At 32.7% G+C, this 26195-nt stretch carries 21 protein-coding genes; 8 read left to right on the top strand and 13 right to left on the bottom strand.

Translation table 11 applies throughout. The features are described from left to right. Window positions 1-2: 2 nt before the first annotated feature. Window positions 3-659, bottom strand: coding sequence for a TetR family transcriptional regulator C-terminal domain-containing protein (locus C1S72_RS12450; protein ID WP_104736052.1), 657 nt, complete (start codon window positions 657-659; stop codon window positions 3-5). A gap of 186 nt (window positions 660-845) precedes the next feature. Here C1S72_RS12450 and C1S72_RS12445 point away from each other — a divergent pair, with 186 nt between their 5' ends. After that, complete coding sequence (locus tag C1S72_RS12445) at window positions 846-1931, top strand: DUF2911 domain-containing protein (protein WP_230401647.1); 1086 nt, start codon at window positions 846-848, stop codon at window positions 1929-1931. Between the two features lie 61 nt (window positions 1932-1992). On the opposite strand, the gene recG is transcribed toward C1S72_RS12445, so the two are convergent. Then, window positions 1993-4095, bottom strand: coding sequence for an ATP-dependent DNA helicase RecG (gene recG, locus C1S72_RS12440; RefSeq protein ID WP_104736050.1), 2103 nt, complete (start codon window positions 4093-4095; stop codon window positions 1993-1995). An 82-nt stretch (window positions 4096-4177) separates the two neighbouring features. On the opposite strand from recG, the gene C1S72_RS12435 reads away from it, so the two are divergent. Both C1S72_RS12435 and C1S72_RS12430 read left to right on the top strand, forming a co-directional pair. Beyond that, window positions 4178-6184, top strand: coding sequence for a M1 family metallopeptidase (locus tag C1S72_RS12435; RefSeq protein ID WP_104736049.1), 2007 nt, complete (start codon window positions 4178-4180; stop codon window positions 6182-6184). 1 nt (window position 6185) lies between these two features. Then, the gene (locus tag C1S72_RS12430; RefSeq protein WP_104736048.1) at window positions 6186-7085 is read left to right on the top strand and encodes a patatin-like phospholipase family protein; all 900 of its coding nucleotides are present in this window, start codon (window positions 6186-6188) and stop codon (window positions 7083-7085) included. Here C1S72_RS12430 and C1S72_RS12425 read toward each other — a convergent pair. Further along, window positions 7069-7590: a DUF7935 family protein gene (locus C1S72_RS12425; RefSeq protein ID WP_104736047.1), complete on the bottom strand. Its 522-nt coding sequence runs from the start codon at window positions 7588-7590 to the stop codon at window positions 7069-7071. The genes C1S72_RS12430 and C1S72_RS12425 overlap by 17 nt on opposite strands. 233 nt (window positions 7591-7823) lie before the next feature. On the opposite strand from C1S72_RS12425, the gene C1S72_RS12420 reads away from it, so the two are divergent. Continuing rightward, window positions 7824-9431, top strand: coding sequence for a T9SS type A sorting domain-containing protein (locus tag C1S72_RS12420; RefSeq protein ID WP_104736046.1), 1608 nt, complete (start codon window positions 7824-7826; stop codon window positions 9429-9431). A 64-nt stretch (window positions 9432-9495) separates the two neighbouring features. Here the strand turns inward: C1S72_RS12420 and C1S72_RS12415 are convergent, their stop codons facing one another. After that, window positions 9496-11055 carry an FMN-binding glutamate synthase family protein gene (locus C1S72_RS12415; protein WP_104736045.1) on the bottom strand — a complete coding sequence of 520 codons (1560 nt, stop codon included), beginning with the start codon at window positions 11053-11055 and terminating at the stop codon, window positions 9496-9498. Window positions 11056-11263: 208 nt separating this feature from the next. Here C1S72_RS12415 and C1S72_RS12410 point away from each other — a divergent pair, with 208 nt between their 5' ends. Continuing rightward, the gene (locus C1S72_RS12410) at window positions 11264-12667 is read left to right on the top strand and encodes a DUF748 domain-containing protein (protein ID WP_162919983.1); all 1404 of its coding nucleotides are present in this window, start codon (window positions 11264-11266) and stop codon (window positions 12665-12667) included. A 92-nt stretch (window positions 12668-12759) separates the two neighbouring features. Further along, complete coding sequence (locus C1S72_RS12405; protein ID WP_104736043.1) at window positions 12760-15090, top strand: ATP-dependent helicase; 2331 nt, start codon at window positions 12760-12762, stop codon at window positions 15088-15090. A 4-nt stretch (window positions 15091-15094) separates the two neighbouring features. Here the strand turns inward: C1S72_RS12405 and C1S72_RS12400 are convergent, their stop codons facing one another. Next, complete coding sequence (locus tag C1S72_RS12400) at window positions 15095-16063, bottom strand: hypothetical protein (RefSeq protein ID WP_104736042.1); 969 nt, start codon at window positions 16061-16063, stop codon at window positions 15095-15097. Continuing rightward, a complete protein-coding gene (locus tag C1S72_RS12395; RefSeq protein WP_104736041.1) occupies window positions 16060-17025 on the bottom strand; it encodes a pepsin/retropepsin-like aspartic protease family protein in 966 nt (321 codons plus the stop codon). The genes C1S72_RS12400 and C1S72_RS12395 overlap by 4 nt, the downstream gene beginning before the upstream one ends. Window positions 17026-17165: 140 nt before the next feature. On the opposite strand from C1S72_RS12395, the gene C1S72_RS12390 reads away from it, so the two are divergent. Further along, window positions 17166-17786, top strand: a complete 621-nt coding sequence (locus tag C1S72_RS12390; RefSeq protein WP_104736040.1) for an L-threonylcarbamoyladenylate synthase — start codon at window positions 17166-17168, stop codon at window positions 17784-17786. A 52-nt stretch (window positions 17787-17838) separates the two neighbouring features. On the opposite strand, the gene C1S72_RS12385 is transcribed toward C1S72_RS12390, so the two are convergent. From C1S72_RS12385 to C1S72_RS12375, 3 genes are all read right to left on the bottom strand, one after another. Next, complete coding sequence (locus tag C1S72_RS12385; RefSeq protein WP_104736039.1) at window positions 17839-18699, bottom strand: OmpA family protein; 861 nt, start codon at window positions 18697-18699, stop codon at window positions 17839-17841. A gap of 104 nt (window positions 18700-18803) precedes the next feature. Further along, window positions 18804-19784, bottom strand: coding sequence for a glycosyltransferase family 2 protein (locus C1S72_RS12380; RefSeq protein ID WP_104736038.1), 981 nt, complete (start codon window positions 19782-19784; stop codon window positions 18804-18806). Further along, window positions 19781-20227, bottom strand: coding sequence for a type I restriction enzyme HsdR N-terminal domain-containing protein (locus tag C1S72_RS12375; protein ID WP_104736156.1), 447 nt, complete (start codon window positions 20225-20227; stop codon window positions 19781-19783). Before C1S72_RS12375 ends, C1S72_RS12380 begins: the two co-directional genes overlap by 4 nt. Before the next feature lie 26 nt (window positions 20228-20253). Here C1S72_RS12375 and holA point away from each other — a divergent pair, with 26 nt between their 5' ends. Continuing rightward, entirely contained in the window at window positions 20254-21258 is a 1005-nt protein-coding gene (gene holA / locus C1S72_RS12370; protein ID WP_104736037.1) for a DNA polymerase III subunit delta, read from the top strand. A 2-nt stretch (window positions 21259-21260) separates the two neighbouring features. On the opposite strand, the gene C1S72_RS12365 is transcribed toward holA, so the two are convergent. The 4 genes from C1S72_RS12365 to C1S72_RS12350 all read right to left on the bottom strand — a co-directional run bounded on the left by C1S72_RS12365 (window position 21261) and on the right by C1S72_RS12350 (window position 26187). After that, window positions 21261-21584, bottom strand: a complete 324-nt coding sequence (locus tag C1S72_RS12365; protein ID WP_104736036.1) for a hypothetical protein — start codon at window positions 21582-21584, stop codon at window positions 21261-21263. A 3-nt stretch (window positions 21585-21587) separates the two neighbouring features. After that, a complete protein-coding gene (locus tag C1S72_RS12360; RefSeq protein ID WP_104736035.1) occupies window positions 21588-22064 on the bottom strand; it encodes a hypothetical protein in 477 nt (158 codons plus the stop codon). 27 nt (window positions 22065-22091) lie between these two features. Then, window positions 22092-23693: a class I SAM-dependent methyltransferase gene (locus C1S72_RS12355; protein WP_104736034.1), complete on the bottom strand. Its 1602-nt coding sequence runs from the start codon at window positions 23691-23693 to the stop codon at window positions 22092-22094. A gap of 82 nt (window positions 23694-23775) precedes the next feature. Then, window positions 23776-26187 (bottom strand): alpha-ketoacid dehydrogenase subunit alpha/beta, encoded by a 2412-nt coding sequence (locus C1S72_RS12350; protein WP_104736033.1) that lies wholly within the window; start codon window positions 26185-26187, stop codon window positions 23776-23778. Between the last annotated feature and the right edge of the window lie 8 nt (window positions 26188-26195).

Here is a 26195-nt window from a genome sequence, read left to right as displayed (position 1 = left end):
GTTTAGGGCATTTTAATTTTTTCTTTGAAAATAAATTTTCCAAAGTCAATCAGACTCTTTAGAGGTGTGACATCAAGTAAATCAAATGTTGTATTTACAGATTTTTCAATAAATACATCCGTCTTTTCAAAGCTAGGCGATGAATCGTCCATCCAAAACTTAAGTGTTAATAGCATTTGAATCCAAGCACTTTCTTTTAATCCAGCCTCTTGAATTTTATCTATTTGCTCTTGGTTAGTCTGTATAAGTTCAATTTTTAATTGTTGAATGTAAATCGTAAATGCCTTTTTTAATGGTGATAATAGTTTCATGCTTTTGAGACTATTCTTATGTTCTGAAAGCGCCATTAATACATAACTTCTGTTAGCAGTTAAATTCTCAAAAAAGGTATAATAAAAACTTAACAATTTATGTCTGGCATCATATTCTAAATAGTCTTTACTCGCATTTAAGACCTGGATGGTGCTATTGAAAAATTCAGTGAAAATTTCAGGTTCAATAGCGTTTAAAGTCCCGTAATGCTTATAGAAGAGCGTTTCTTCGAAATTATAAGCTTTTGCAAATGCATATACTGATTCCGGTTTTTTGTGGTTTTCTAGAACATATTCCATATAGAATGAAATGATGTCTTTTTTTGATATATTTTTTTTCTTTCCCATAATAGTTTTGTTCAACTTTATTTTTATAAAGTTAGACAAAAGTACATTATTATTTTGGATTCAGCAAAAAAATAACTTCTTAATAAAGCGTTAATTAACAGTTGATTAGTGTTAATTAACAGAATACTAACAACTAGGCCTTTGATTTGTGTCTAACTTCATAACAACTAATTAATTCAATGTATTATGAAAAAAATCAACTTTTATGTCGTTTTACTTTTATTAGTATATAGTACTTCGGCTCAAGCACAATTAAACACGCCACGCGGTAGTCAGCTTGCTACAGTTACCCAGCGTGTTGGAATTACTGATATCAGTATTACCTATTCTAGACCTAGCGTTAATGGTCGAGAAATTTGGGGATCATTAGTGCCTTATGGTATGAATAATTTAGGTTTTGGAACGGCTACTGCAGCGCCATGGCGGGCAGGTGCAAATGAAAACACAACCATTACATTTAGTCATGATGCCTATGTAGAAGGCAAGCCCATTAAGGCAGGTACTTATGCGCTTTTTTTTGAAGTTAAACCAAATAACGAAGCTACACTTATTCTCTCTAAGGATAATCAGGCTTGGGGTAGTTTTTATTATGATCAGAAGCGTGATGCACTTCGTGCGAATATTTCAACTAAAAAAGCTCAACATCATGAACTACTTACATTTGAGTTTAATACTGTAAATACGAACGATGCCATAGCGTCATTAGTTTGGGGAGACAAAGAATTTCCCTTCAAAATTGCCGTCGATGTCACTGATGTTGTATTGGATGAATTTCGAGCAAAATCGAATGGTCAATTCGGTTTCAATCGTCAAAATTGGGAGCAGGCTGCAGCTTATGCGCTTAATAATGGAGGAGACCTAAATGAAGCACTGGGCTGGATTGATGGTGCAATTTCTGGCAATTTTTATAGCCAAAAAACGTTTAATAATTTGGCTATCAAAGGTCAGATTTTAAACAAACTTGGTCGGACCGATGAATATGCTGCACTTATGGATGAAGCATCGGGTATGGCAAACAAACAACAGTTAAATGCTTTAGGCTATCAGATGATGAATGCCAAAGATTATGAGCGCGCTGTTGCCTTTTTTAAAGAAAATATCGAAAGACATCCTGATGATCCCAATGGATATGATAGTCTTGGAGAATGTTACAAGAATATGGGTGAAAACCAAAAAGCTATTAAAAACTTTAAAAAGTCACTCTCAATGAACCCGCCGGCTAATGTTAAGGCTAATTCAGAAAAACACCTAAAAGAATTAGGTGCATTATAGTGTCATCAATCTAATCACTAATAGTTTTGTATTAAAAGCTCAGCCATATGGTTGAGCTTTTTTAACTGATATAGTTCCAAATATTACGATACTTACTCATCTGCTTGTACGTTTTTAAAATAGCTTGATTCCTAGGTGAGGAGAGGTTTGGATCTTTGAGCAATATCTGTTTTGCCCAATACCGCGCCGATTTCAAGATGTCAGTATCTTTTAATAAATCTGCTATTTTTAAATTAAGCACACCACTTTGTTGGGTACCCATAATATCACCAGGCCCACGTAAACGTAAATCCACCTCTGCAATTTCAAATCCATCATGAGTCCGCACCATAGTTTCTATTCTTACTTTACTGTCGTTACTCAATTTATGGCTGGTCATAAGTATACAATAGCTTTGTTCAGCTCCACGACCAACCCGACCTCGCAATTGGTGTAATTGCGAAAGACCAAAGCGTTCAGCACTTTCAATTATCATAACCGATGCATTTGGGACGTTAACACCAACTTCAATTACAGTAGTTGCTACCATGATTTGGGTTTCGCCCTTTACGAAACGTTGCATTTCATAGTCCTTATCCGCAGCTTTCATTTTGCCATGTACAATGGATATTTGGTATTTTGGTTTAGGGAAATCACGTTCAATACTGGCATAACCATCCATTAAATCCTTATAATCCATTTTTTCGCTTTCTTGTATCAGTGGGTAAACGATATAAATTTGTCGTCCTTTTTCTATTTCGTCTCTAATAAACCGGAATACCTTTAGTCTGTTTTTATCATAGCGATGTACAGTTTTTACAGGCTGTCGCCCAGGAGGTAATTCATCAATTATTGAAATATCTAAATCGCCATAAACAGACATAGCTAAAGTTCTTGGAATAGGTGTAGCCGTCATGACTAAAATGTGCGGCGGTGAGGTGTTTTTATGCCATAATTTACTTCGCTGTGCTACTCCAAAACGATGCTGCTCGTCAATAATTGCCAGACCTAAATTTTTGAATTTTACGACATCCTCGAGTAGGGCGTGTGTGCCAATAAGTATCTGTAAATTGCCATATTCTAAATTCTCATGAATTTCTCTTCTTTCTAAAGTGTTACTTGACCCTGTTAGTATTTTTATACTGATATTCAGTTTATTACACCAATCATGTAATCCGTTATAGTGTTGTACTGACAAAATTTCAGTCGGAGCCATTAAGCAAGCTTGAAAACCATTGTCAAGTCCTATGAGCATTGACATGAAGGCTACAATGGTCTTCCCGGAGCCAACATCGCCTTGCAATAGTCGATTCATTTGAGCGTTACTGCCTAAATCCTGTCTTATTTCTTTTAAAACACGTTTTTGTGCATGGGTTAATTCGAATGGTAAATGTTGTGAAAAAAATGAGTTGAAATAATCACCAACTTGAGAAAATGGAAAGCCCTTAATTTTAGATTTATGAATGAGATTTTTAAGAATGAGCTGTAATTGAATGTAGAATAGTTCTTCAAATTTTAGACGATATTGAGCCTTTGAAAGTAACTCTTGATTTTGAGGAAAATGAATATTAAAAAGTGCTTCACTTTTTGATATTAATTTCTGATTTTCTAATAACTCTGGCGATAAGGTTTCGCTAAATCGTCCTTTAGTTTCTGTAAACAATTGTTGCATGATTTTAAGAACAACACGATTGCTAATGCCTTTATTAGTTAGCTTTTCAGTGGAAGGGTAAATGGCTTGCATGGCCGACTGAATACTAGTTTGATGATCTTTGAGTAATTCCATATCTGGGTGAGGCATGGAAAACTTACCATTAAACCAATTGGTCTTCCCGAAAACCACGTATTCGGTATTGAGTTTGAGGTTTTCCCTAATCCATTTATGTCCTCGAAACCACACCAATTCCATTTGGCCTGTATCATCCTGAAACGTAGCCACAAGTCGTTTGCCGCGTTTTTGTGCGATTTCTTCAAACTTGATAATTTTCCCAATAATTTGAACTTCGGCAGTATTACGCTGTAATTCATTGATTTTATAATACTTCGTTCGATCTAAATACCGATTAGGAAATAGATTAATTAAATCTTGATAGGTGTGAATGCCGAGCTCTTTGCGTAGTAAATCTGCGCGATTTGGGCCTACGCCTTTTAGATAATCTATTGGTGTTTGAAGATTAGTACTCACAATAGCGAAATTAACTTATTTCAGGCAATTCGAGAAATGCAAATTTTTGTATTTTGGACTAATCTTTGCGTAAATAAATACTATGAGAACACTTTTTAGCCTACTTTTTCTTTGCTTTACTTACGTGACTTTTTCGCAACAGATAGATTATGTGGATTTTATATCTGCTAAAACAAATATTTTTGAAATTGATATTAAGGAAAATCTTATAGGTGGTGAAATAATTTATGAGTTTGATATTTTGAAGGATGTTGATTCGGTCTTTGTCGATGCTGTAGATTTCAAACGCTGTGTTATTTCGTTAAATAATTCTAAAGTGAAGATTCCTGAATATAATGGCAAACAAATTATTGTTAGAGAAGCGTTCAAGGCTGGTAAGCACTATAGACTCCTCATAAATTGGGTTGTTGAACCTAAACAATCTCTTTATTTTGTAGGTTGGGAGAATAATGCGCCAAATCAAATTTGGACACAAGGTCAAGGTAAATACACGAGTCATTGGTTACCGAGTATTGATGATATGAATGATAAAATAGAATTTGATTTAGCGATAACTTTTGACAATGATTTTGAAGTTATTGCTAATGGTAATCTTATTGAAAAAGAAGTGGGAGAGATTTCGACTAAATGGCATTATGACATGGAAAAACCTATGTCTAGCTACCTAGTGGCATTGGCAATTGGTAAGTACGATAAAACAGTAGAGACTTCCAACTCTGGCGTTCCATTGGAAATGTATTATTATCCTGAAGATTCACTAAAAGTAGAACCTACATATCGTTATACAAAGCAGATGTTTGATTTTTTAGAAGAGGAAATAGGAGTACCTTATCCTTGGCAAAATTACAAGCAAGTTCCTGTACATGATTTTTTGTATGCAGGTATGGAAAATACGAGTCTCACCATTTTTTCAGATGCTTTTGTGGTTGATTATATAGGTTTTAACGATAGAAATTACGTAAATGTTAATGCGCATGAATTAGCACATCAATGGTTTGGTAATCTGGTAACGGAGACTTCGGGAGCGCATCATTGGTTACAAGAGGGTTTTGCAACTTATTATGCGTTATTGACTGAACGACAGGTGTTTGATAATAATTACTATTATTGGCGATTGTTTGAATATGCGCAGGAGTTATTTGATCAAGATAACCGTGGTCTAGGAACCTCATTGCTTAATCCTAAATCCAGTAGTACAACATTTTATAAACGTGGTGCCTGGGTTTTGCATGCCTTAAAAGAATTGGTTGGAGAAGCTATTTTTAAGCAGGCTGTTAAAAATTATTTGAATAAATATCAATATCAAAATGTTGAAACATCAGATTTTTTTAAAGAAGTAGAGCAATTGCATGGTGAGTCATTAAATGGTTTTGTTGCTGAATGGTTAGAGGCAGAAACATTTCCTTACAACAAGGCAATGGCAAGTCTCGAAAAATCTGTATTTATTCAAGAGTATTTGATGGCTGATTGTGAGGCTAAAAATTCAAAATGTGATTATTACTTATCGGCACCGCTTTCTGCTGAAGCTAAATCAAAAATCGTAGCGCAAGTCCCAGAAAGAATTACAATTGATGTTTTTAATGATGGTATAAAAGTAAGGCAGGCCATTGCAAAATCTGTGGTTAATATTCCCGGGAGTCTTAAGGCTCAATATGAGTCGCTTTTAGATGACGCATCATATGTGACACAAGAAGCAGCTTTGTATAATCTATGGCTCAACTTTCCTGAAGGTAGGGCTTCGTATTTAGATAAAATGAAAGATGTTCAAGGTTTCAGTGACAAAAATGTTCGTCAACTATGGTTGGTTTTGGCCTTTGTGACTCCAGACTACCAAAATGATAGAAAGCAGCATTTTTTTGATGAACTGGTGAGTTACACTTCAAGTGATTTTGGGTTTGAGGTTAGGCAAAACGCCTTTTCTTGTTTGCAAGCACTGGATATTTTTAATGATGTCGCTCTTGAGAATCTTTATGAGGCTTCAAAACACTTTAATTGGCGATTTAAATCGTTTTCTAAAGATTTGCTAGATGCCTTGTCAAATGATGTGAGGTATCAGGGTAAAATAAATCTAATAAAATCTAAAAACTAGTATGCGAGCATTAGTGATTTCTGGAGGAGGAAGTAAAGGAGCGTATGCGGGTGGCGTTGCTCAATATTTGATGGAAGATCAAGGCAGGGTTTATGATATGTTTTTAGGGACTTCAACGGGGAGTTTGCTTGTTCCGCATTTGGCGGTTAACAATATTCCGAAATTGTATAACCTTTTTACGAATGTTCAACAACATGATATTTTTAGTGTGAGCCCTTTTGTGCAGCGCAAAAAAGGTAATAGAGAATATGTGTCAATTGATTTTATAAATTCGCTATGGCAATTTATTAGATTAAAGCGGACGTTTGGCGAGAGCAAGGCTTTAAGACGTAATATTAGACGAAATTTTACTTTAGAAGAGTATAATTCTATAAAAAAAACCAAGCATGATTTAGTGGTAACGGTTTCTAATCTTTCCAAAAATAGAGTAGAGTATAAGTCCATTAAAGATTGTAGTTATGAAGAATTTTGTAATTGGATTTGGATTTCCTGTAATTATATACCCTTCATGTCAATTGCTAAAGTGGATGGATATGAATACGCCGATGGTGGTTTGGGATGTGTAGTGCCTATTAGAGAAGCAATTTTACGTGGTGCTACAGAAATTGATGCTGTGGTTTTGGAGGCTGAAAATATGGAGCACAACAAGGTGTTGGGTAAAAATCCCTTTTCGTTATTATTGAATTTATTTGGGCATCTTCTGGATCAAGTGGAGCGTAACGATATAATTATTGGTAAGTTGGCTGCAAAAAACAAGGGTGTTAAGTTGAATATTTATTACACCCCAACATCATTGACGGAAAATTCTTTGATTTTTAGTAAACGGTTAATGGTGAAATGGTGGCAACAGGGTTATGATTATGCCAAAGCAAAGCATAATTTGATTACCACATCTCGCTAACCTCTTGTTTTATGTAAGATAATGCAGCATCGCTAGGTGCTCTTTTTTCCATCATTTCAGTTAAAACAACTTCACGTAGTTTATTGGCGGAATCTGTTTTTTCTAAAAGACTCGCTTTTCTAATGAGTTGAATAGTAGCATTTTTGGCTGCTGTTATAATGTTCCAACATTCGTCACTTAAATATATTTGCTGGGATAAATTATGCTCAAACTCCTGATCAATTGTTTGTATAAGTAAAGACTCGTAAGTGTCTTTATCAGAATTAATTGGACTTACTCGTATTAGTAATTTTGATGGTGTAATTCGCTCTAAAAAAAGAGCCATACGTTCATAGGCTTGCAACCGTAGTGGCATGGCGTTTACTTGCAAATCTTTTTGTAATAAAAAACGTCTTCTACCGTCTTCATTTTTTGTGTGTTCCTTAAAAAAGTAATAAGCGATTAAACCAGTTATAAGAGCTGGAATAGCATATAAAAATAATCCAATAATCTGTTCAGTTTCCATAATTTATATTTTCATAAGCAAACATAGTCTGTTTTTTATTTTAAACAAAATCAAGCGATAAGTTTGTAAAATCGCCTTTATTTTAATGATTTTCAATGATTTTTAAGTATTTGAAAAACAGCATTATAGAAAATCAAAATGCATTTTATCGAAAAAATATGCATTTCATAGAGTGTTTTTTGTATATTAGCACCCAATAGTCAACTATTTTAAAATTAGTAACCCCAAATCTAATGAAAAATAAGACCTACTTTAGTTATGCTATACTATGTAGTGCTGTATCAAGGTTTAAGCGCAGTTATTTATGTGTAACCTTTGTATTATGTGCAATATCGTCATATGCTCAATATACAGCTATTCCTGACACGCATTTTGAAGAAACTTTAGTCCAGTTGGGTTATGATGATTATCCACTTGACAATCAAGTCCCAACGGCTAACATCAATACTGTAACTTATTTAAATGTTTATGGCAAGGGAATTCAAGATCTTACAGGTATTGAAGGATTCACCTCTTTAACAGTTCTAAATTGCAGTGCTAACAATTTATCTCATTTAGATTTATCGTCAAATGTAAATTTAACAGATTTAAGGTGTCACTATAATCAAATTAGTAACATTACTTTACCAAGTAGTCATAATCTTGTGAGTTTGATATGTCACTCCAATTTTATTTCAGAACTAAACATTTCTGAATTATATGCTTTAGAGGAACTGGATTGTTCAGATAATTTAATTGAAGAATTAGATTTAAGCAGTAATTCGCATTTGGTGAAGTTGAACTGTAACAATAACAATTTAGCACAAATTGATACGAGTAATAATCCTTGGATTAAGGAATTACAATGCCAAAACAATTTTCTTGAGAGTCTTCAGGTTAATAATAATAGTCTTTTGGAGTTTTTAGATTGCTCTTACAATTTAATAAATAACATCAACTTAAATTTTAATGGAAACTTAAAAAAGCTGTTTTGTAATGATAATCAAATATCAAACTTGAACTTGCAACAAAACATTGAGTTGCAACATTTGAATTGTGACGCTAATCGCATGGGTAATTTAAACATTAGCTCAAATACCGAATTACTTCAGCTATCATGTAGTCAAAACCAATTAAGAAGATTAGACGTTTCACAAAATCTAAATCTGGAAAGTTTATCTTTTTTTAATAATCAAATTGATGAAATAGATTTAACAAATAATGTAAATATCAGACATCTTTATAGTTATGATAACCCTCTAGGAGAATTAAATTTAAGCACCAATGCTGCATTAACTCATTTATCGTGTGGTAATAACGCTTTGTCTCAATTAGACGTATCAGCAAATGGGTCATTGAATTATTTAAATTGCATTAATAATAACATTTCTGAATTAGACATTTCAAATAACTTCTATTTGAGAAGGTTGTTGTGTGAAAACAATGATTTGGAATATTTAAATGCGGCTAATGGTAATAATACATTTATTAGAAATTTTAGTGCTTATAGTAATCCGCAATTATCGTGTGTAAAGGTTGACAACCCACAGTATAGTAGAGCTAATTGGACTGACATAGATGAGCAAACAGAATATAGTGAAGAGTGTTCAAGCCTTTCAGTTGATGATAATGACTTAACTACTATGATTGTTTTTCCGAATCCTGTAAAGAATAGTGTAACGGTTTCAAGCACCACAGAATTAAATTTTAATTTAATCAATGTGAAAGGTCAATCCTTATTGAATGGTCAACTAACATATACAAATAATACTATTGATATGTCAAATTTATCACAAGGCGTTTACTTTTTAAAGCTTATTTCAGATCAAGGAAGTATCGTTAAGAAAATAATAAAAGAATAATTAATATTTTTTCAGAGTTGTTTATGTAAAATGCTTCACTTTAATTTAATTAAGTGGAGCATTTTTATTTGTGATTTCCGCCTAAAAAACTGCAGGATTTTAATGCTTGAATACCATTGAAAGGCACTGCAGTTTTTTCGTACATATAGGTTTTATTTAAATCTTCAGACAGATTGTGGTCATCTACATTAACGTCAATATCTTTCATTTGAAATTGGCAAGGATGTTCATAGCCTGCTGCATGAGTTATTTCAATAAGTTCTTTTCTAAAGGTTTTGAAGTATTGCGCCAGCCGTTCTGATTTCAATGGTATGTTGATACCACTTTGTAACCATTTGCTTTGAGTTGCAACACCACTTGGGCATCTATTAGTATGACATACTTGAGCTTGAATACACCCAATACTCATCATGGCTTCTCTTGCAACATTAATACAATCTACTCCCATAGCAAATGCCATAGCAGCTTTTGCAGGAAAACCTAGTTTACCACTGCCAATGAATACTATACGATCTGTTAAGTTTCTATCTTTAAAAAGCTTATAAACATCACTAAAGCCATAAACCCATGGCAGTGAAACATGATCGGCAAAACTTGGAGGTGCTGCCCCAGTACCACCTTCGCCACCATCAATTGTTATAAAATCAGGGCCCTTACCAGTTTTTAGCATTAAATCTGCAAGCTCTATCCACTGATCTAGTTTTCCAATAGCTGCTTTTATACCAACGGGAAGTCCTGTTTTTTCAGCGATAATTTCTATAAACTCCAACATTTCAGGAACATTAGAAAATGCCGAATGATTGGGTGGGGAAAGAACATCTTTTCCAAGTGGTACATGTCTAATATTAGCAATTTCTTTAGTTATTTTCGCAGCTGGAAGCACACCGCCTTTACCAGGCTTGGCACCTTGTGATAATTTTATTTCAATAGCTCTGATATAAGGTGTTTTTTCTACCATGTCCACCAGTTTTTCTATTGAAAAATCACCATTTTCATCACGCACGCCAAAATAACCTGTCCCAAAATGAAAAATCACATCGCCACCGTTACAGTGGTAAGGAGATAAACCACCTTCGCCCGTGTTGTGATAGGCATGAGCCATTTTTACGCCTTTATTTAATGATTCTATAGCTTTTGCAGAAAGAGAACCAAAACTCATTGCTGATACATTTATAATAGATGCTGGTCTATAGGGTTTTTTGCGTTTATTGTGTAATCCCATAACTTTTGCACAAGGCAAAAATGTTTTGTCAAGATAATTGGGATGATTTTTATCAATTTTGAAAGGCATCATCGCATTATTTATAAAAATGTGCTGATGCGCATAGATATCTCTATCTGTACCAAAACCTTCATAATTGTTTTCCTTTTTTGCAGAAGCATAAATCCAGCTTCTTTCAATTCTATTAAAAGGAAGTTCTTCTCTATTGTTGGCAACAAAATACTGACGAATTTCAGGACCTATACTTTCAAATAAATATCTAATGTGACCAATAATTGGAAAGTTATGGCTTATAGTATGTCGTTTTTGAAAAAATATATCGCGAATTGCAACAATTAAAAGTACAATTAAGGCCCACATCCACCATGTGATATGGCTTAATATTTCAGTAAATTCAGTCATTCTAATAAAATTTAAAGTAAATATATTTAAAAATTATGGATATATTTATTGTATGCATAGAGCGATAAAGCTAATTTTTCTATTTGTCATTAGCACACTGATTATCTTAATAATTGGCATTTTTATTGCTCAAAATTCTCTTAAAAACAAGTTAGAAACAGCACTGCGAGAAAGATTGCCAGATTCTGTGAATCTTAACTATTCTGTCTTGGACTTAAGTCTATTTAGAAACTATGTTGAGATGCATAATGTCGAAATATTAAGGGTTGGAAAGGTGACAAGCGAAACAAGTTTTAGCGTTTCGTTCAAAAAATTAGGAGTTTACAAAATAGACTATTGGGATTACCTTTTTAACGACTGTATTGATGTTAACAATGTCAAGATTGTAGAGCCCATAGGTACTTACTATCATAATGAGATTGTACCAAAAAAAGAATATAATTTACCTAAAACAATAGAAGTAAAAAAAATCATTAACGTAAGAAATTTTGTTATTTCAAACGGAACATTCCAGGCTTATGATACACAAACTGATTCATTGCTTTTAGATTTAAAGAATTCAGAGTTTACTTTAAGAAATATACATTTTGATAAAGAAACTTTTATAAAAAAAGTACCCTTCGAATATGAAGATTACAGTTTTCAATTTGAAGAATTGTTTTACAGGTTAAATGATTTTGAAAATTTGACTACTAAAAACTCCGAATTTAAAAAAGAAACTAGTGTAATTAGAGATTTTAGATTAAAAACAAAGTATGCAAAGGAAAAACTGTCAAGTATTATTATCAATGAACGTGACCATTATGATATAGAAGCTGATTCGGTATGGTTAAAAGATTTTAATTTTGAAAGATTGATAGATTCAATTTCTCTAGTAGCTTCAACAAAAACAACTGTTTATAATTCTACAATTAATGTGTATAGGGATAAATTGGTTAATGATGACTTAAGAATAAAACCTTTATACAGCGAAATGTTAAGGGATTTAAATTTTCATTTGAAGTTAGACACCATTAGTATCAATAATGCTAATATCCAATACGAAGAAAAAGTAAGAGCGGATAATATGGCTGGAATTATTACATTTTCAGATTTCAATGCAACAGTTCAAAACTTTAGTAATACCTATAAATCACCAGTTCAAACTATAATTGAAATAGATGCCAATTTCATGAATCATGCACCTTTACAGGCTACGTGGCAATTTGATGTAAATAATCAATCTGATTTATTTTTATTTAAGGCTGAAGCGAGTAATTTACAAGCTGACAATTTAAATGATTTTACAGTACCAAATTTTAATAAGCGTCTTGAAGGTGAGCTTGATAAAACTTATTTAACAATTAGTGGCAATTCACAAGAATCAAAAATTGATTTTAAAGTAAAATATAAACATTTTGATGTGGTTGCTTTAAAAAAGAACGGAAAGGATAAAAACAAAATTCTATCAAAAGTATTTAATCTGTTTGTTTCAAAAAATAGTATGAATGGGAATAGTAGCTTTAAAGAAGTCACAAAAACTAATATTGAGCGCGATAAAACTAAATCTGTTTTCAACTATATATGGATTAGTACTAGAGTAGGCCTGATAAAGGCCTTAACAATTGAATAAATTTTTTGACATAAATTGTTTATAATTATTCATAATTCACGAGCCATAAACGTTTTACAATACTTATTTTCACACTTTGAAAAAAGAGAGTTTTGGAAAAGTATTTAAGTCAGTTAAATGATGCGCAATTAGCACCAACGATACAAAAAGAAGGGCCCATGATTGTTATTGCTGGAGCAGGTTCTGGCAAGACGCGAGTTTTAACATATCGTATAGCCTATTTAATGAGTCAAGGTATTGATCCCTTTAATATACTGGCTCTAACTTTTACCAATAAGGCAGCTCGTGAAATGAAAGCACGTATTGCTACTATAGTTGGTGAGAGTGAAGCCAAAAATCTTTGGATGGGTACATTTCACTCGGTATTTGCTAAAATCTTACGTTTTGAAGCGGATAAATTAGGCTTTCCTAGTAATTTTACTATTTATGACACACAAGATTCTGATAGGTTGATTGCTTCAATTATTAAGGAAATGGGATTGGATAAAGATGTGTATAAATACAAACAGGTTCGCTCCAGAATTTCTTCTTATAAAAACAGCCTAATAACCGTTAAAGCCTATTTTCAAAATCCGGAGTTAATTGAAGCCGATACGATGGCTAGGCGCCCACGTTTAGGTGAAATATATAAAAACTATGTTGATCGCTGCTTTAAAGCTGGTGCTATGGATTTTGATGATTTATTGTTAAAAACCAATGAATTGCTTACAAGATTCCCTGACGTATTGGCTAGATATCAAGATAAGTTTCGGTATATTTTAGTAGATGAGTATCAAGATACCAATCATTCTCAATATTTAATTGTTCGAGCACTTTCTGATAGATTTCAAAATATTTGTGTAGTTGGTGATGACGCACAAAGTATTTATGCTTTTCGTGGCGCTAATATTAATAACATACTCAATTTTCAACGCGATTATGATGATGTAAAAGTGTTTCGATTAGAGCAGAACTATCGTTCCACAAAAAATATAGTTAATGCTGCTAATTCTATTATTGATAAAAACCAAACCAAATTAGACAAGGTTGTATGGACAGCTAATGACGAAGGGTCTAAAATTATTGTCAATCGCTCTTTAACGGATGGTGACGAGGGACGTTATGTGGCCAGTTCTATTTTTGAAAATAAAATGCAAAATCAACTTCAGAATAGTGATTTTGCTGTGCTGTATCGTACAAATGCCCAATCACGTGCCATAGAAGATGCCTTACGAAAGCGTGATATCCCTTATCGTATTTATGGAGGGTTGTCATTTTATCAGCGTAAAGAGATAAAGGATGTATTATCGTATTTGCGATTGGTTATTAATCCAGCCGATGAAGAAGCCTTAAAACGTGTTATAAATTATCCAGCTCGAGGAATTGGTCAAACTACTTTAGATAAGCTTATCGTAGCAGCCAATGGATATGAGCGCACCATTTTTGAAGTTCTTGAAAATATCGATAAGCTAGAGATAGGAGTAAACTCTGGAACAAAAACAAAACTCAAAAACTTTGTGACTTTAATCAAAAGTTTTCAGGTATTGAATGAAAAAGCTAATGCCTTTGAATTAGCTGAACATGTTGTGAAGGCTAGTGGTTTAATTCGGGAATTCAATAAAGATGGTACACCTGAAGGCATTGCTAGAATGGAAAATATCGAAGAGCTTTTAAATGGTATCAAAGATTTTGTTGAAGGACAAAAGGAAATCGTTGATGCTACAGCTTCATTAGCAGAATTTTTAGAAGATGTAGCGCTTGCCACTGATTTAGATGCTGACAAAGGTGATAGTAACCATGTGGCTTTAATGACTATACATTTAGCCAAAGGATTAGAGTTTCCATATGTGTATATTGTTGGTATGGAGGAAGACTTATTTCCAAGTGCAATGAGTATGAACACGCGTAGCGAGTTGGAGGAGGAGCGACGATTGTTTTATGTGGCTTTAACACGTGCCGAAAAACAAGCTTACTTAACTTATGCTTTGTCACGTTATCGTTGGGGAAAGTTAATCGATTCTGAACCTAGTAGATTTATAGAAGAAATAGATGATCAATATCTCGATGTTGTTACACCAATTGAAGAGCGACGCTTCAACCCTATGTTGGATGCCGATATTTTTGGTGATGTTGAACCTAATAAAATTAGATTCAAAAAACCAGTTCAACCAACAATAAAAAAAGGAAGAACAGTAAATAAAATTGAAAAGAAAACAATTTCAACCCCGAAAAATCTAAAACCAGTTTCAAAAACATCAGGTAATACCAATTTGTTTGATAGTAAGTTGGCAGTTGGTAATATTGTTGAGCATTTACGATTTGGAAAAGGCGAAGTCCTAAAAATTGAAGGAACAGGAAGTGATGTTAAAGCTGAAATAAAATTTAATAATGGAGGCGTCAAGAAGTTGTTACTTCGCTTTGCTAAATTGGAGGTTATTAGTTAAGAAACTATTTAACCATAAAAACAGAATTAATGTTTCCTTTTCCGTCATATTCTTTTACAGGATTATCAGGATCTACCATCCATTCATTATCCACAATAAATTTATAATGATGCTTTCCTCCAGTTAAAGTCAAGTTTAAAGTCCAGCCAAAATCTGTTTTTTTCATTTTCGCAGCATCTTCAGACCAATTATTAAAACTTCCTGACAAGATGACTTCTTCAGCATCCAAAAAATTCCGTAATTCAAAGGTTACTTCTTTGGTAATATTAATTACCGAATTATATTCACCGTATTCGTTTTCAACTTTATCTGGATTATAAGGGTCTTCAATCCAATTTCCGTCAACTATATAGCGATATTGATAAGATCCAGGTTTAATTTCTAGTGTTATTTCCCAACCATTCTCCACTTTGTTCATAGCGAAAAGATTTTCATCCCATTTATTGAATGACCCAGCAAGAATTACTTTTTTTGCATTTTTATGTCCATATAATTTAAAACAAGCATTGCCATCCTCATTTTGATAAGCTGTATAAAATTTTAAATTATAAACATTTAGAGGACTTCCGCTTGGGGTTTTTGCAGGAGCAATATTGGCAATATTATCATTGGGTTCAGCCCAGTATTTTCCATTAATAAGGAACTTAAATTCCCAAGAAAATTCATTGGTGAAATCAGATATTTTTTTTCTTAATTCAAAGGTTTTGATACCAATTTTTTTCATTTTCCATTTGTCGCGAGTCCAATTGTTAAATTGTCCAGACACTATAACTTCTTTTATATTTAAATCGTCAAAATCATTGATACTGCCTATTTCATCAGAAGTGATTCTGTTGTAATCGCTAATGTCAAATACAAATACAATATCATCACCTTCTATCTTGTAACCTAAAACATTTTCTTCTTGTGAAAAACTTAAGGCGCAAGTGATAAAGCATAAAATACTAATACTATGTTTTATAAATAATTTCAATGTTTTTCTATGGGATAATTTATAAAATACAATTTCTCTTTCTGATAATTTATGATGGTTCTTTTTTGTTTAAAAAACTCATAGCCTAAAATACCATCCAAATCTGTACCAAAAGCTTGGTTAATACTCCGCAAGTTGGTTAAAACAGTGTCCATAGGACCAAAATAGATGGTTTCACTTAATCTCACTCGATGTAGTTTTCCAGCAATTACTTCTTTTTTATTGTTGCTCGCATCAATTAAAGTTAAACGTTTCTTTGGAATAAAATATTGAAGGATTTCTTTGTTAAGGTTTTTACTTATTTGATTGAATTCTGCTGCGGTGTCAAGTCCAAACGTCACTTTCTTTTTATTGATGTCGCCAAAGAGTACAATAGTATGATTATTTAATGAGAAATTTAAACTATCAACTATTTCTTCGAGGTAAACTTTTTTATCAAGTTTATTTCCAGCTTTATCAACTTTTGATAATGTAATTTGATTCAAATATAAATCAACAAACACTTCATAATCTTTTAAAACGGAATAGCCAATAATTCCTAATAGTTTTATCTTTTTGCTTTTTTCTATGTGGGAAAGGTTAATAACATCAGACTTTAAAGCTTCTAATTTAAAGTTTTGAAGTACAAAATCCTTTATCTGTTTTTCATATGGATTATCAATGGCTTCCAATACACCAAAAGTTTGATTGTCTTTTTCCTGATGCTTATAAAGGTTTTTAAAGTGTACTTTGTTCAGAATCATGGCTTCTGATCCCGTATCAATAATAAAATTTCCATTTTGGCCATGAATTTGAGCTTCTACAACAATAAGATGATCTACAAGTTTAAAAGGAATTCGCGTTGTGTATTCATTAACTTTTTCAGAATTTGGAAAAATAATAGACCTTTTATTCTTTAAACCATTTGCGTTCAAAAAGTTTGAATAGCATGTAATTAGTATAAATAATAGTATTCTTGGCATATTATTAAGACTGAAAAAACCAGTAAATGTTACAGAATTTATCCGATAGATTATAAATTTAAGCTTAATTTCCGAAATGTTTTAATGGTGATTAATAATAAAAATATTTAATTTGTATAACATCATTTCACCAAATCACTATGGCAGAATTTATTAGAATTTACGAAGAGAACCCTAATCCAAGGGAAATAAAAAAAGTGGTGGATGTATTAAAGCGAGGTGGCTTGATAATTTATCCAACCGATACCGTTTATGGATTGGGTTGTGATATTACTAATACTAAAGCTTTGGAAAAGATTGCTCGCATAAAAGGTGTAAAACTTGAAAAGGCTAATTTTTCATTTGTTTGTCATGATTTGAGCAATTTGAGTGATTATGTTAAGCAAATTGATACAGCTACGTTCAAAATTTTAAAACGTGCGCTACCTGGACCTTACACATTTATTTTACCTGGAGCAAAAACATTGCCTTCCGTTTTTAAGAAGAGAAAAACAGTGGGTATCCGTGTTCCTGGAAATCAAATTGCTTTAGAAATAGTAAAAGAATTGGGCAATCCTATAGTTTCTACTTCTATACGTGATGATGATGATGTTATTGAATATACAACTGATCCCGAACTTATTTTAGAGAAATGGGATAATATTGTTGATTTGGTTATTGATGCTGGTTATGGTGATAATGTAGCCTCAACTGTTATTGACTTATCTGAAGATGTGCCTACTATTATTAGAGAAGGTAAAGGCAGTTTGGAGATATTCTAATAAAAAAGCCCAATCTTTCGATTGAGCTCTTTTTGAATTCATTTTTTTAATCTTATCCACCGTTAGCTTCAAGACTTTTCATTTCTTTTTCTATCATATCATAGAATTCGTCAATTTTTGGTAAAATAACAATTCTAGTACGTCTATTGGCAGCTCTGCCTTCGGCAGTATCATTGGTATCAATTGGAACATATTGTGAGCGACCTGCAGCAATAAGTTTTCCAGAATTAACTCCTAAATCTTCAAGTACGCGCACTACTGAAGTAGCACGTTTTACACTTAAATCCCAGTTGTCAATTAATGGTGGCTTATTATAAGGTACAGGGTCTGTATGCGCCTCAACCATACATTCAAAGTTAGGTTTGCTTTTTACAACTTTAGCAACTTTACCTAAAACTTCTTTTGCACGATCGTTTACAACATAGCTACCGCTCTTGAATAATAATTTGTCAGCAATAGAGATAAAAACAACACCTTTTTCAACATTTACTTCAATATCAGGATCATTTATACCTACTTCTTTTTTCAGACTGGTAACCAAAGCTAGCATAACGCTATCTTTTTTGTTCATAGCATCTTGCAGTCTTGAAATTTTTAAATCTTTTTCTTTCATGCTTTCTAAAGTCTTTTCAACATTAGAGGCACCTTTAGAGGTTAGCATAGTAAGATCTTTATTACTCTGAATTAGGTTTTCGTTAGAATTTTTTAAATCAGCAATACGATCTTCTAGAGATTTTGCTCGCGCTTCAGCAGAAGCCTTGTCTGCTAAACATGAATTCAATTTTACTGTAGCTGTATTTAATAAATCCTGTGTTTCTTTTTGTTTTTCTTCTAATGCAGCATATTCTTTTTTGGAGACGCACGAACCTAAAAGAAACATAGCAGATATACCAAATAAAATTATTTTTTTCATTTTTTTAATGTGTTTTAGTTGTTATTAATTAACATATCAAAATTATACAAAAGAATAATCCATCTTAACTCTATTAACAAAAACTTTAACATTTTTATAAACAATCAAAAATACTTATTGTTTTTTATATAATAATCCCATACAATAGAAGTGGTTTTGTAGTATTGAGGACATTTTGGAGAGCTTTTTCGCTTTTTTAGATATTTATAGAAATTGAGGTAGAAACTTATATGTGCTTTCAGTATGGCGAATAAATGGTTGAACTTGAATTCAAATAAAAACTTTATTCCTGCCAATCCATCTAACAGTAATCTGGTAACTATCAAGATGAACAGATTACCAGGTGCATTTTTTACAAGAGTAAAAAGACTGTTTCTAAAGTTTAAATAGGTTTTTTTCGGATTGGTGTTTTGTAGTGTTGCACCACCTACGTGATAAACTTTTGAAAGCCCAATATACTGCGTTTTGTAACCCATATTAAAGGCACGCCAACACAAATCTATTTCTTCCATGTGTGCAAAAAACGATTCGTCAAAACCTCCTAATTTGTCAAACACAGGTTTTCTAATAAATAAGCAAGCGCCAGAAGCCCAAAAAATGTTTTGTTCATCGTTGTACTGCCCTTTATCTTTTTCAACGGTGTTAAATATCCTACCTCTACAATAAGGATAGCCAAATTTATCAATGAAACCTCCTGCTGCACCAGCGTATTCAAAATAGGTTTTGTTTTTGTAGTCTAAAATTTTAGGTTGAATTATAGCAGTGTCTTCCAGATTTTTAAACGTATCTTGGATAGGTGCTAACCAGTTTTTGGTTACTTCAATATCGCTATTTAATAAGCAGAAGATATCAGCTTCAATACTTTTTAGGGCTTCGTTATACCCCTTGGCATAACCACCATTTTCAGAGTTTTGAATAATTGTTACTGATGGAAAATTATTTTTTAGAAAGCTAACAGAATCATCAGTAGAAGCATTGTCAGCCACATAAACATCGGCTCCTTCAGAGTTGGATATGACCGAAGGTAAAAACTGCTCTAATAGCTTTTTCCCATTCCAGTTTAATATGACAACAGCTATTTTCATCTTTGATATGATGGAATATCTTTTAAAAATAGATAGCACTCTTTTTCTAAATCCATTTGGCAATAATAATGATTTAAACCATTGGTAACCATTAAATACGAAGCGTTTAATGATAGGTTATAACGTGCAATTTGATCAAATGTGTCTTGATCGATAGAAATTTTAGGTGCTTTACATTCCACAATTAAATGAATGGATCCGTCAGTATTATAAACTACAATATCATAGCGTTTTTTTAAATCATTTATTTGCAATTCTTTTTCAACATTAATTAGTGAAGCAGGATATTTTTTTTCCTTGATAAGGAACTGAACGCAATGTTGTCTTACCCATTCTTCAGGTTGTAAAACCACAAACTTTTTACGAATAGAATCAAATATAGATACTTTATTTTCGCTATTTTTGAAACGAAATGAATATGTAGGGAATTGTAATTCTTGCACAACACAAATTTGGTGATTTTTTTTCAATGGATGAAGTTAAAGCGTTAGTTAGTGATATAAAAAGTAGAAAGTTTGTGCCTATTTATTTTTTGATGGGTGAAGAACCTTATTACATTGATAGAATTTCAGATTACATTCAAGAAACTGTATTAACTGAAGAAGAGCGTGGCTTTAATCAAATGGTATTATATGGAAGGGATGTTTCTATTGAAGATGTCATTTCAAATGCTAAGCGTTATCCCATGATGGCAGAACATCAAGTTGTTGTGGTTAAAGAGGCACAAGATTTGGCAAGAAATATTGAGAAACTTGTTGATTATGCCAATCAGCCGCAACCTTCTACTATTTTGGTGTTTAATTATAAATATAAAACTCTAGATAAACGTAAGGCATTATACAAAACGCTCAAAAAAACAGGTGTTGTTTTTGAGAGTAAGAAATATTACGACAATCAAATTCCAAATTGGATTAGTCGTGTTTTGGCTGGTCAAAATTATACTATTACCCAAAAGGCAGCCTTGATGTTAGCTGAATTTTTAGGTACAGATTTAAGTAAGATTAGCAATGAATTAAATAAGCTAAAAATTGTTTTACCTGAAGGCACGCAAATTACACCAGAACTTATTGAAGAAAATATAGGTATTAGTAAGGACTATAATAATTTTGAATTACATAAAGCAATTGGCTCACGTGATATTTTGAAAGCCAATAGAATCATCAAATATTTTGGTGAGAACCCAAAGGATAATCCCATGGTTCTAACTGTTGGTTTCTTACACACCTATTTTTCAAAGCTATTGCATTTACATGGTTTAAAGGATAAATCGCCTAGAAGTGTTGCTTCTGCTCTAAAAATATCACCTTATTTTACAGAAGAGTACATTACAGCTGCCAGAAATTACCCTATGAAAAATGTAAGTGCTATTATTTCCACGTTAAGGGAGTTTGATGTAAAAAGTAAAGGAGTGGGTTCTAATGCTGTACCACAAAAAGATTTGTTGAAAGAACTACTTGTTAGAATTATGAATTAGTTCTATTTTGGAGGTAAGCTCATAACATAATCAAAACTTTTATTTAATAGATTAACCATAAAATCAGAATCATTCAACATTTTATCAGTGATTAGAACATAATCTTTCATAACTGCTCCATACGACATGAATTTTGTAGTATTGTGTTCTTCCTTAAAAGCATCACAATGCTCTTTAGGCAGCCTTACTCCAAGTTCACCAGATTTATTCAATAATGAAAACATATAACCATTAGCAGATGTGTAAGGCATGGTTTTGCCTTTTAGTTCAAATCTTGGACATAATGCAACGAGACTATCATAGATTTTAAGTGTTTCTTCTCGCATAAATTAAGAGTTTATTAATTCTAATTGCTGATTATAGTCATATTGTAAATCTTCATGAAGAGAACTTATTAATTTTTGAATACTAAATATTTGTCTTTCGTAAATATTTGTCAAAGTCTTATTTCTAAATATTGAAGGTTTAAGCGCTTTAAGCTGCCCACAAAAATAGAGTAGGAGTTCAACTTCTGTTTCTTTTTTTAATGAATACCTAGCGAATTTTTTAATGAGCCGTAGTATCTTTCGAACACTTTTTTTCATGTAGAAATAACTATCAGTATTTATGTTTTCAAATAATTGATCAAGTTCAACTTTAATTCCTTCTACAAATTGTGTTTCATCATGAGATTCAAATAACAGATAGGTTAACAATTCTTTGTTTTCTTTCTTAAAACGAGCTAACCTTAAACAAAGTTGCATAAGCTCTTCGTGAGAACGATGATTTAGTTCTTTTCTTATAGTGACTACAGATTCTGCTTTCATTTAATATTTTGTATTTTTTCTTTGTTTTTAACCTTTTAAAAGATTTATGCTTACTGTAGCCAAATTGCTATCTGGAAATTTTGTGAAGTATTTACCATCAGGTATAAGCTCTGCTTCCATTGCTATTTTGTGGAAAACATCTACTTCCAAAATGTATTGATCACTATACCCATGTGTGGCATCATAGGCTGTTGCTGCTGTAATTCCTAAATTTTGAGCGGTTAACTTGGGGTTTATGGTATGCAGTTCTATTACTAATAAACCAAATTTTTCTACATAAGGTTTCCATTTCTTAAGATGTTCTAATAGTGAATCTTCAACCAAATTATTATTTAAGCGTGCTCCTTGATATACATAAGCTCCAGACGATGTACTGGTGCGCTCAGTAATATGAGTTGGTTTTTCCCAAATACGATTATGATCTAAAAATGTTCTAACATTCAATAAATCCTGAAGTTCAATATTGTAATCTTCTTTGAGGTCTTTGGCTAATAAATCAGGTCTGCCAATATCACCCCAAATGACTTTTGCCCAAATATCAGCTTTTATTAAGTTGGCTCTTGTAACTTTTAATGCCGCCTTATTAAAATCAGCGCCAACCAATAAAAGTGGGTGTTCGTCAAGATATTTTCCACGTAGTGTCTGATGTTCAATAACATCAAAAATATGCTGAATAAAGGCACCATTTCCACAACCCATATCTAAAATACCTTTAGGCTGTTCGTCGATAGGTTTATTAAACAATTCAATAATAACCTGATCAATAACCTTGAAATAGGTTGAGTGTGCACCACCACTTCCCCAAACATTCATTTCACGATGTACGTGCTTTTCGGTTTCAGCAGGATCATTTGTTTTTAATATTAGTGGATTGCCAAAAATAAGTTCGTCTAATTTTACAAACGTTGGTAAATAAGAAACAGTAACACCATAAGCTGAAGCACGTTTGGCAAAAAACAAACCTTCATCTGAAAATTGATAGGTGTTCTTCTTTTTGACAAACCAACCTAAATGTGCAAAGAAATCTAATATTTTTTTAAAGCTTTCAGGGTCTTTATGATATTCTTCAGCCGTAAATGAAGCCTCCATGAAATACTTCTGAAACAAACCATTTACACCTAATAAAACGATAATTGGACCTACTATACAGCCTTCAATATGTTTTAGTATTTGGTGTTCAACAGAATCATTTTGAGTGTTTTTTAATCCAAATTGACTTTCATATTTTTTGAATATTCGCTCTAAAACAATAAAAGCATCAGCTCCAATACGTTCTTCTGGAAATTTTACAGAGTAATTAAGTAGTTTTACAACGTCTTCATAAAGCGATGCTAGTTCAAAAGCGCTTTTACTTGAATCATTTGTTTCGTAAGATATTGTATTGGTTTTGTTGTCTAAATGTTGGATTAACCAACCTTGAGAACATAATATTCGCAGTGCTACATTTAAATAGCCTTCATTAGTCTTAAAATTTTGTGTAAGTTTTTCTAAAGAAACCAATTTATTATTAAGAAGAAAATCTAAAACACCTTTTTTGTATAAAGAGTAAGCTGTTGTTGCTGTTGCAATACCATCTAGATGTCTAAAAATAATACCACGGAGTTGTTCTTTATCTGTTTTGGAAAGCATGACATGTCGGTTAGATTATAAATATAAAAAAACCTTTCAACATATTGCTGAAAGGTTTGTGGTATCTAACAAATTGCGTAGATTATCTCAATTTCGGAAAATCACTTGGGTTAGCTTCATGCATGACTTGATAAACAGCTTCAAAAATGTCTTCAACTGATGGTTTTGAGAAATAATCACCATCAGTTCCATAAGCTGGTCTGTGCTGTTGTGCTGCAAGTGTTTGTGGTTTGCTGTCTAAATGTTCGTATGCGTTTTGAGTATTTAAAATTTCATTCAAAATAAATGCTGAAGCACCTCCAGGAACATCTTCGTCAATAACCATTAAACGATTAGTTTTTGAAACACTTTTTACAATATCATGATTTAAATCAAAAGGCAATAAAGATTGTACATCAATGATTTCAGCATCAATACCAACCTCTTGCAATTCTTTAGCTGCTTGTTCAATAATGCGCAGCGTTGAGCCGTAAGAAACCAAAGTAATATCCTGACCTTCTCTAATGGTTTCAACAATACCTAGAGGTGTTTTAAATTCACCTAAATTGGTTGGCATTTTTTCTTTTAATCGATAGCCGTTTAAACATTCAACAATAAGACCTGGTTCATCACTTTCTAGAAGGGTGTTGTAAAATCCAGCTGCTTTTGTCATATTTCTTGGGACTAACACGTGTATTCCTCTAACCAAATTTATAATGCCTCCCATTTGTGAACCAGAATGCCAAATACCTTCTAATCTATGACCACGAGTTCTTATAATTAATGGAGCTTTTTGACGACCTTTGGTTCTATATTGTAAGGTTGCCAAATCGTCACTCATAATTTGCAACGCATATAATATGTAATCTAAATATTGAATTTCAGCTATTGGTCTTAATCCACGCATAGCCATACCAATACCTTGACCAAGAATGGTTGCTTCACGAATGCCTACGTCAGAAACACGTAACTCACCATACTTCTCCTGCATACCTTCTAATCCTTGATTGACATCACCAATATGACCAGCATCTTCTCCAAAAACTAATGTTTCAGGATACTTGCTAAATATGGCGTCGAAATTATCACGAATTACCAATCTGGCATCAACCTCTTCGGCATTGTTGTCGTAAGTTGGTTTAACTTCAGAGATATTTAAAGCTGAATTATTAGATTCAGAATATAAATGTGAACTGTATTTAGGTTGAATTGTCGCTGTGTAAGTGTTTATCCAATTTACCAAATTACTTTTGGCGTTTGAGGTTTCACTAATTACATAACGTAAAGCCTTTCTTGCAGTTGAAAGAATTTCTTTTCTAATAGGTTCTTTAATTCCTGCTAAATCATTTGATAGCTTTTCAATAAAAACTTTATTTGAACTGGAATTTGCAACTTCTTTTAAGATAGAAACTAGCTCGTTTTGTTCATTTTTTAATGGTTTTGTAAAAGCTGTCCAAGCTGCTTTTTTTCCATTACTAACTTGTTTTTTTATGTCTTTTTCAATGTCATTTAATTCGTCATCTGTGGCAATGCTATTAGCAATCATCCACTCACGTAATTTAGCATTGCAATCATATTCTGCTTCCCAAGCCAATCTGTTTTCATCTTTATAACGTTCATGGGAACCAGACGTAGAATGCCCTTGCGGTTGCGTTAACTCACGTACATGAATTAATACTGGAACATGTTCCTCACGAGCAATTTGAGATGCTTTTTGATAGGTCTCAATTAAGGCAGCATAATCCCAGCCCTTAACGCGTAATATTTCATAACCCTTTTGGTTATCATCACGTTGAAATCCTTTTAATATTTCAGATATATTCTCTTTTGTAGTTTGATGTCTGGCATGAACAGATATACCATATTCATCATCCCAAACACTCATAACCATAGGAACTTGTAATACACCAGCCGCATTTATGGTTTCAAAAAACAAACCTTCACTAGTACTGGCATTACCAATAGTTCCCCATGCTACCTCGTTTCCATTTACAGAAAAGTTAGTAGTATCAATGCCCTTTACATGTCTGTATATTTTTGAAGCTTGAGCTAAACCTAATAGACGAGGCATTTGACCAGCTGTTGGTGAAATATCGGCACTTGAGTTTTTTTGAGCTGTTAAATCTTTCCAGTTACCGTTTTCATCTAAACTATGCGTAGCAAAGTGTCCACCCATTTGACGACCTGCTGACATGGGTTCTTCGCTTAAATCTGTATTGGCATATAATCCTGCAAAAAACTGTTCAATAGACAATTCTCCAATAGCCATCATAAACGTCTGGTCACGATAATAACCCGAACGAAAATCACCATTTTCAAAAGCTTTTGCCAAGGCTAATTGAGGCAATTCTTTTCCATCTCCAAAAATTCCAAACTTGGCTTTTCCTGTCAAAACTTCCCGTCTGCCCAAGAGACTACATTCTCTGGAGGTAACAGCAATTTTATAATCATTTAAAACTTCTGTTTTAAAATCTTCAAAAGACAGGTCTTTTTTTGTTTCAGGATTTGTTTGCATAGAGTTCA

The sequence above is a fragment of the Hanstruepera ponticola genome (assembly GCF_002940745.1).
GTDB classification, from domain to species: Bacteria; Bacteroidota; Bacteroidia; order Flavobacteriales; family Flavobacteriaceae; genus Hanstruepera; species Hanstruepera ponticola.
This window is presented reverse-complemented; position numbering and strand designations above follow the sequence as displayed.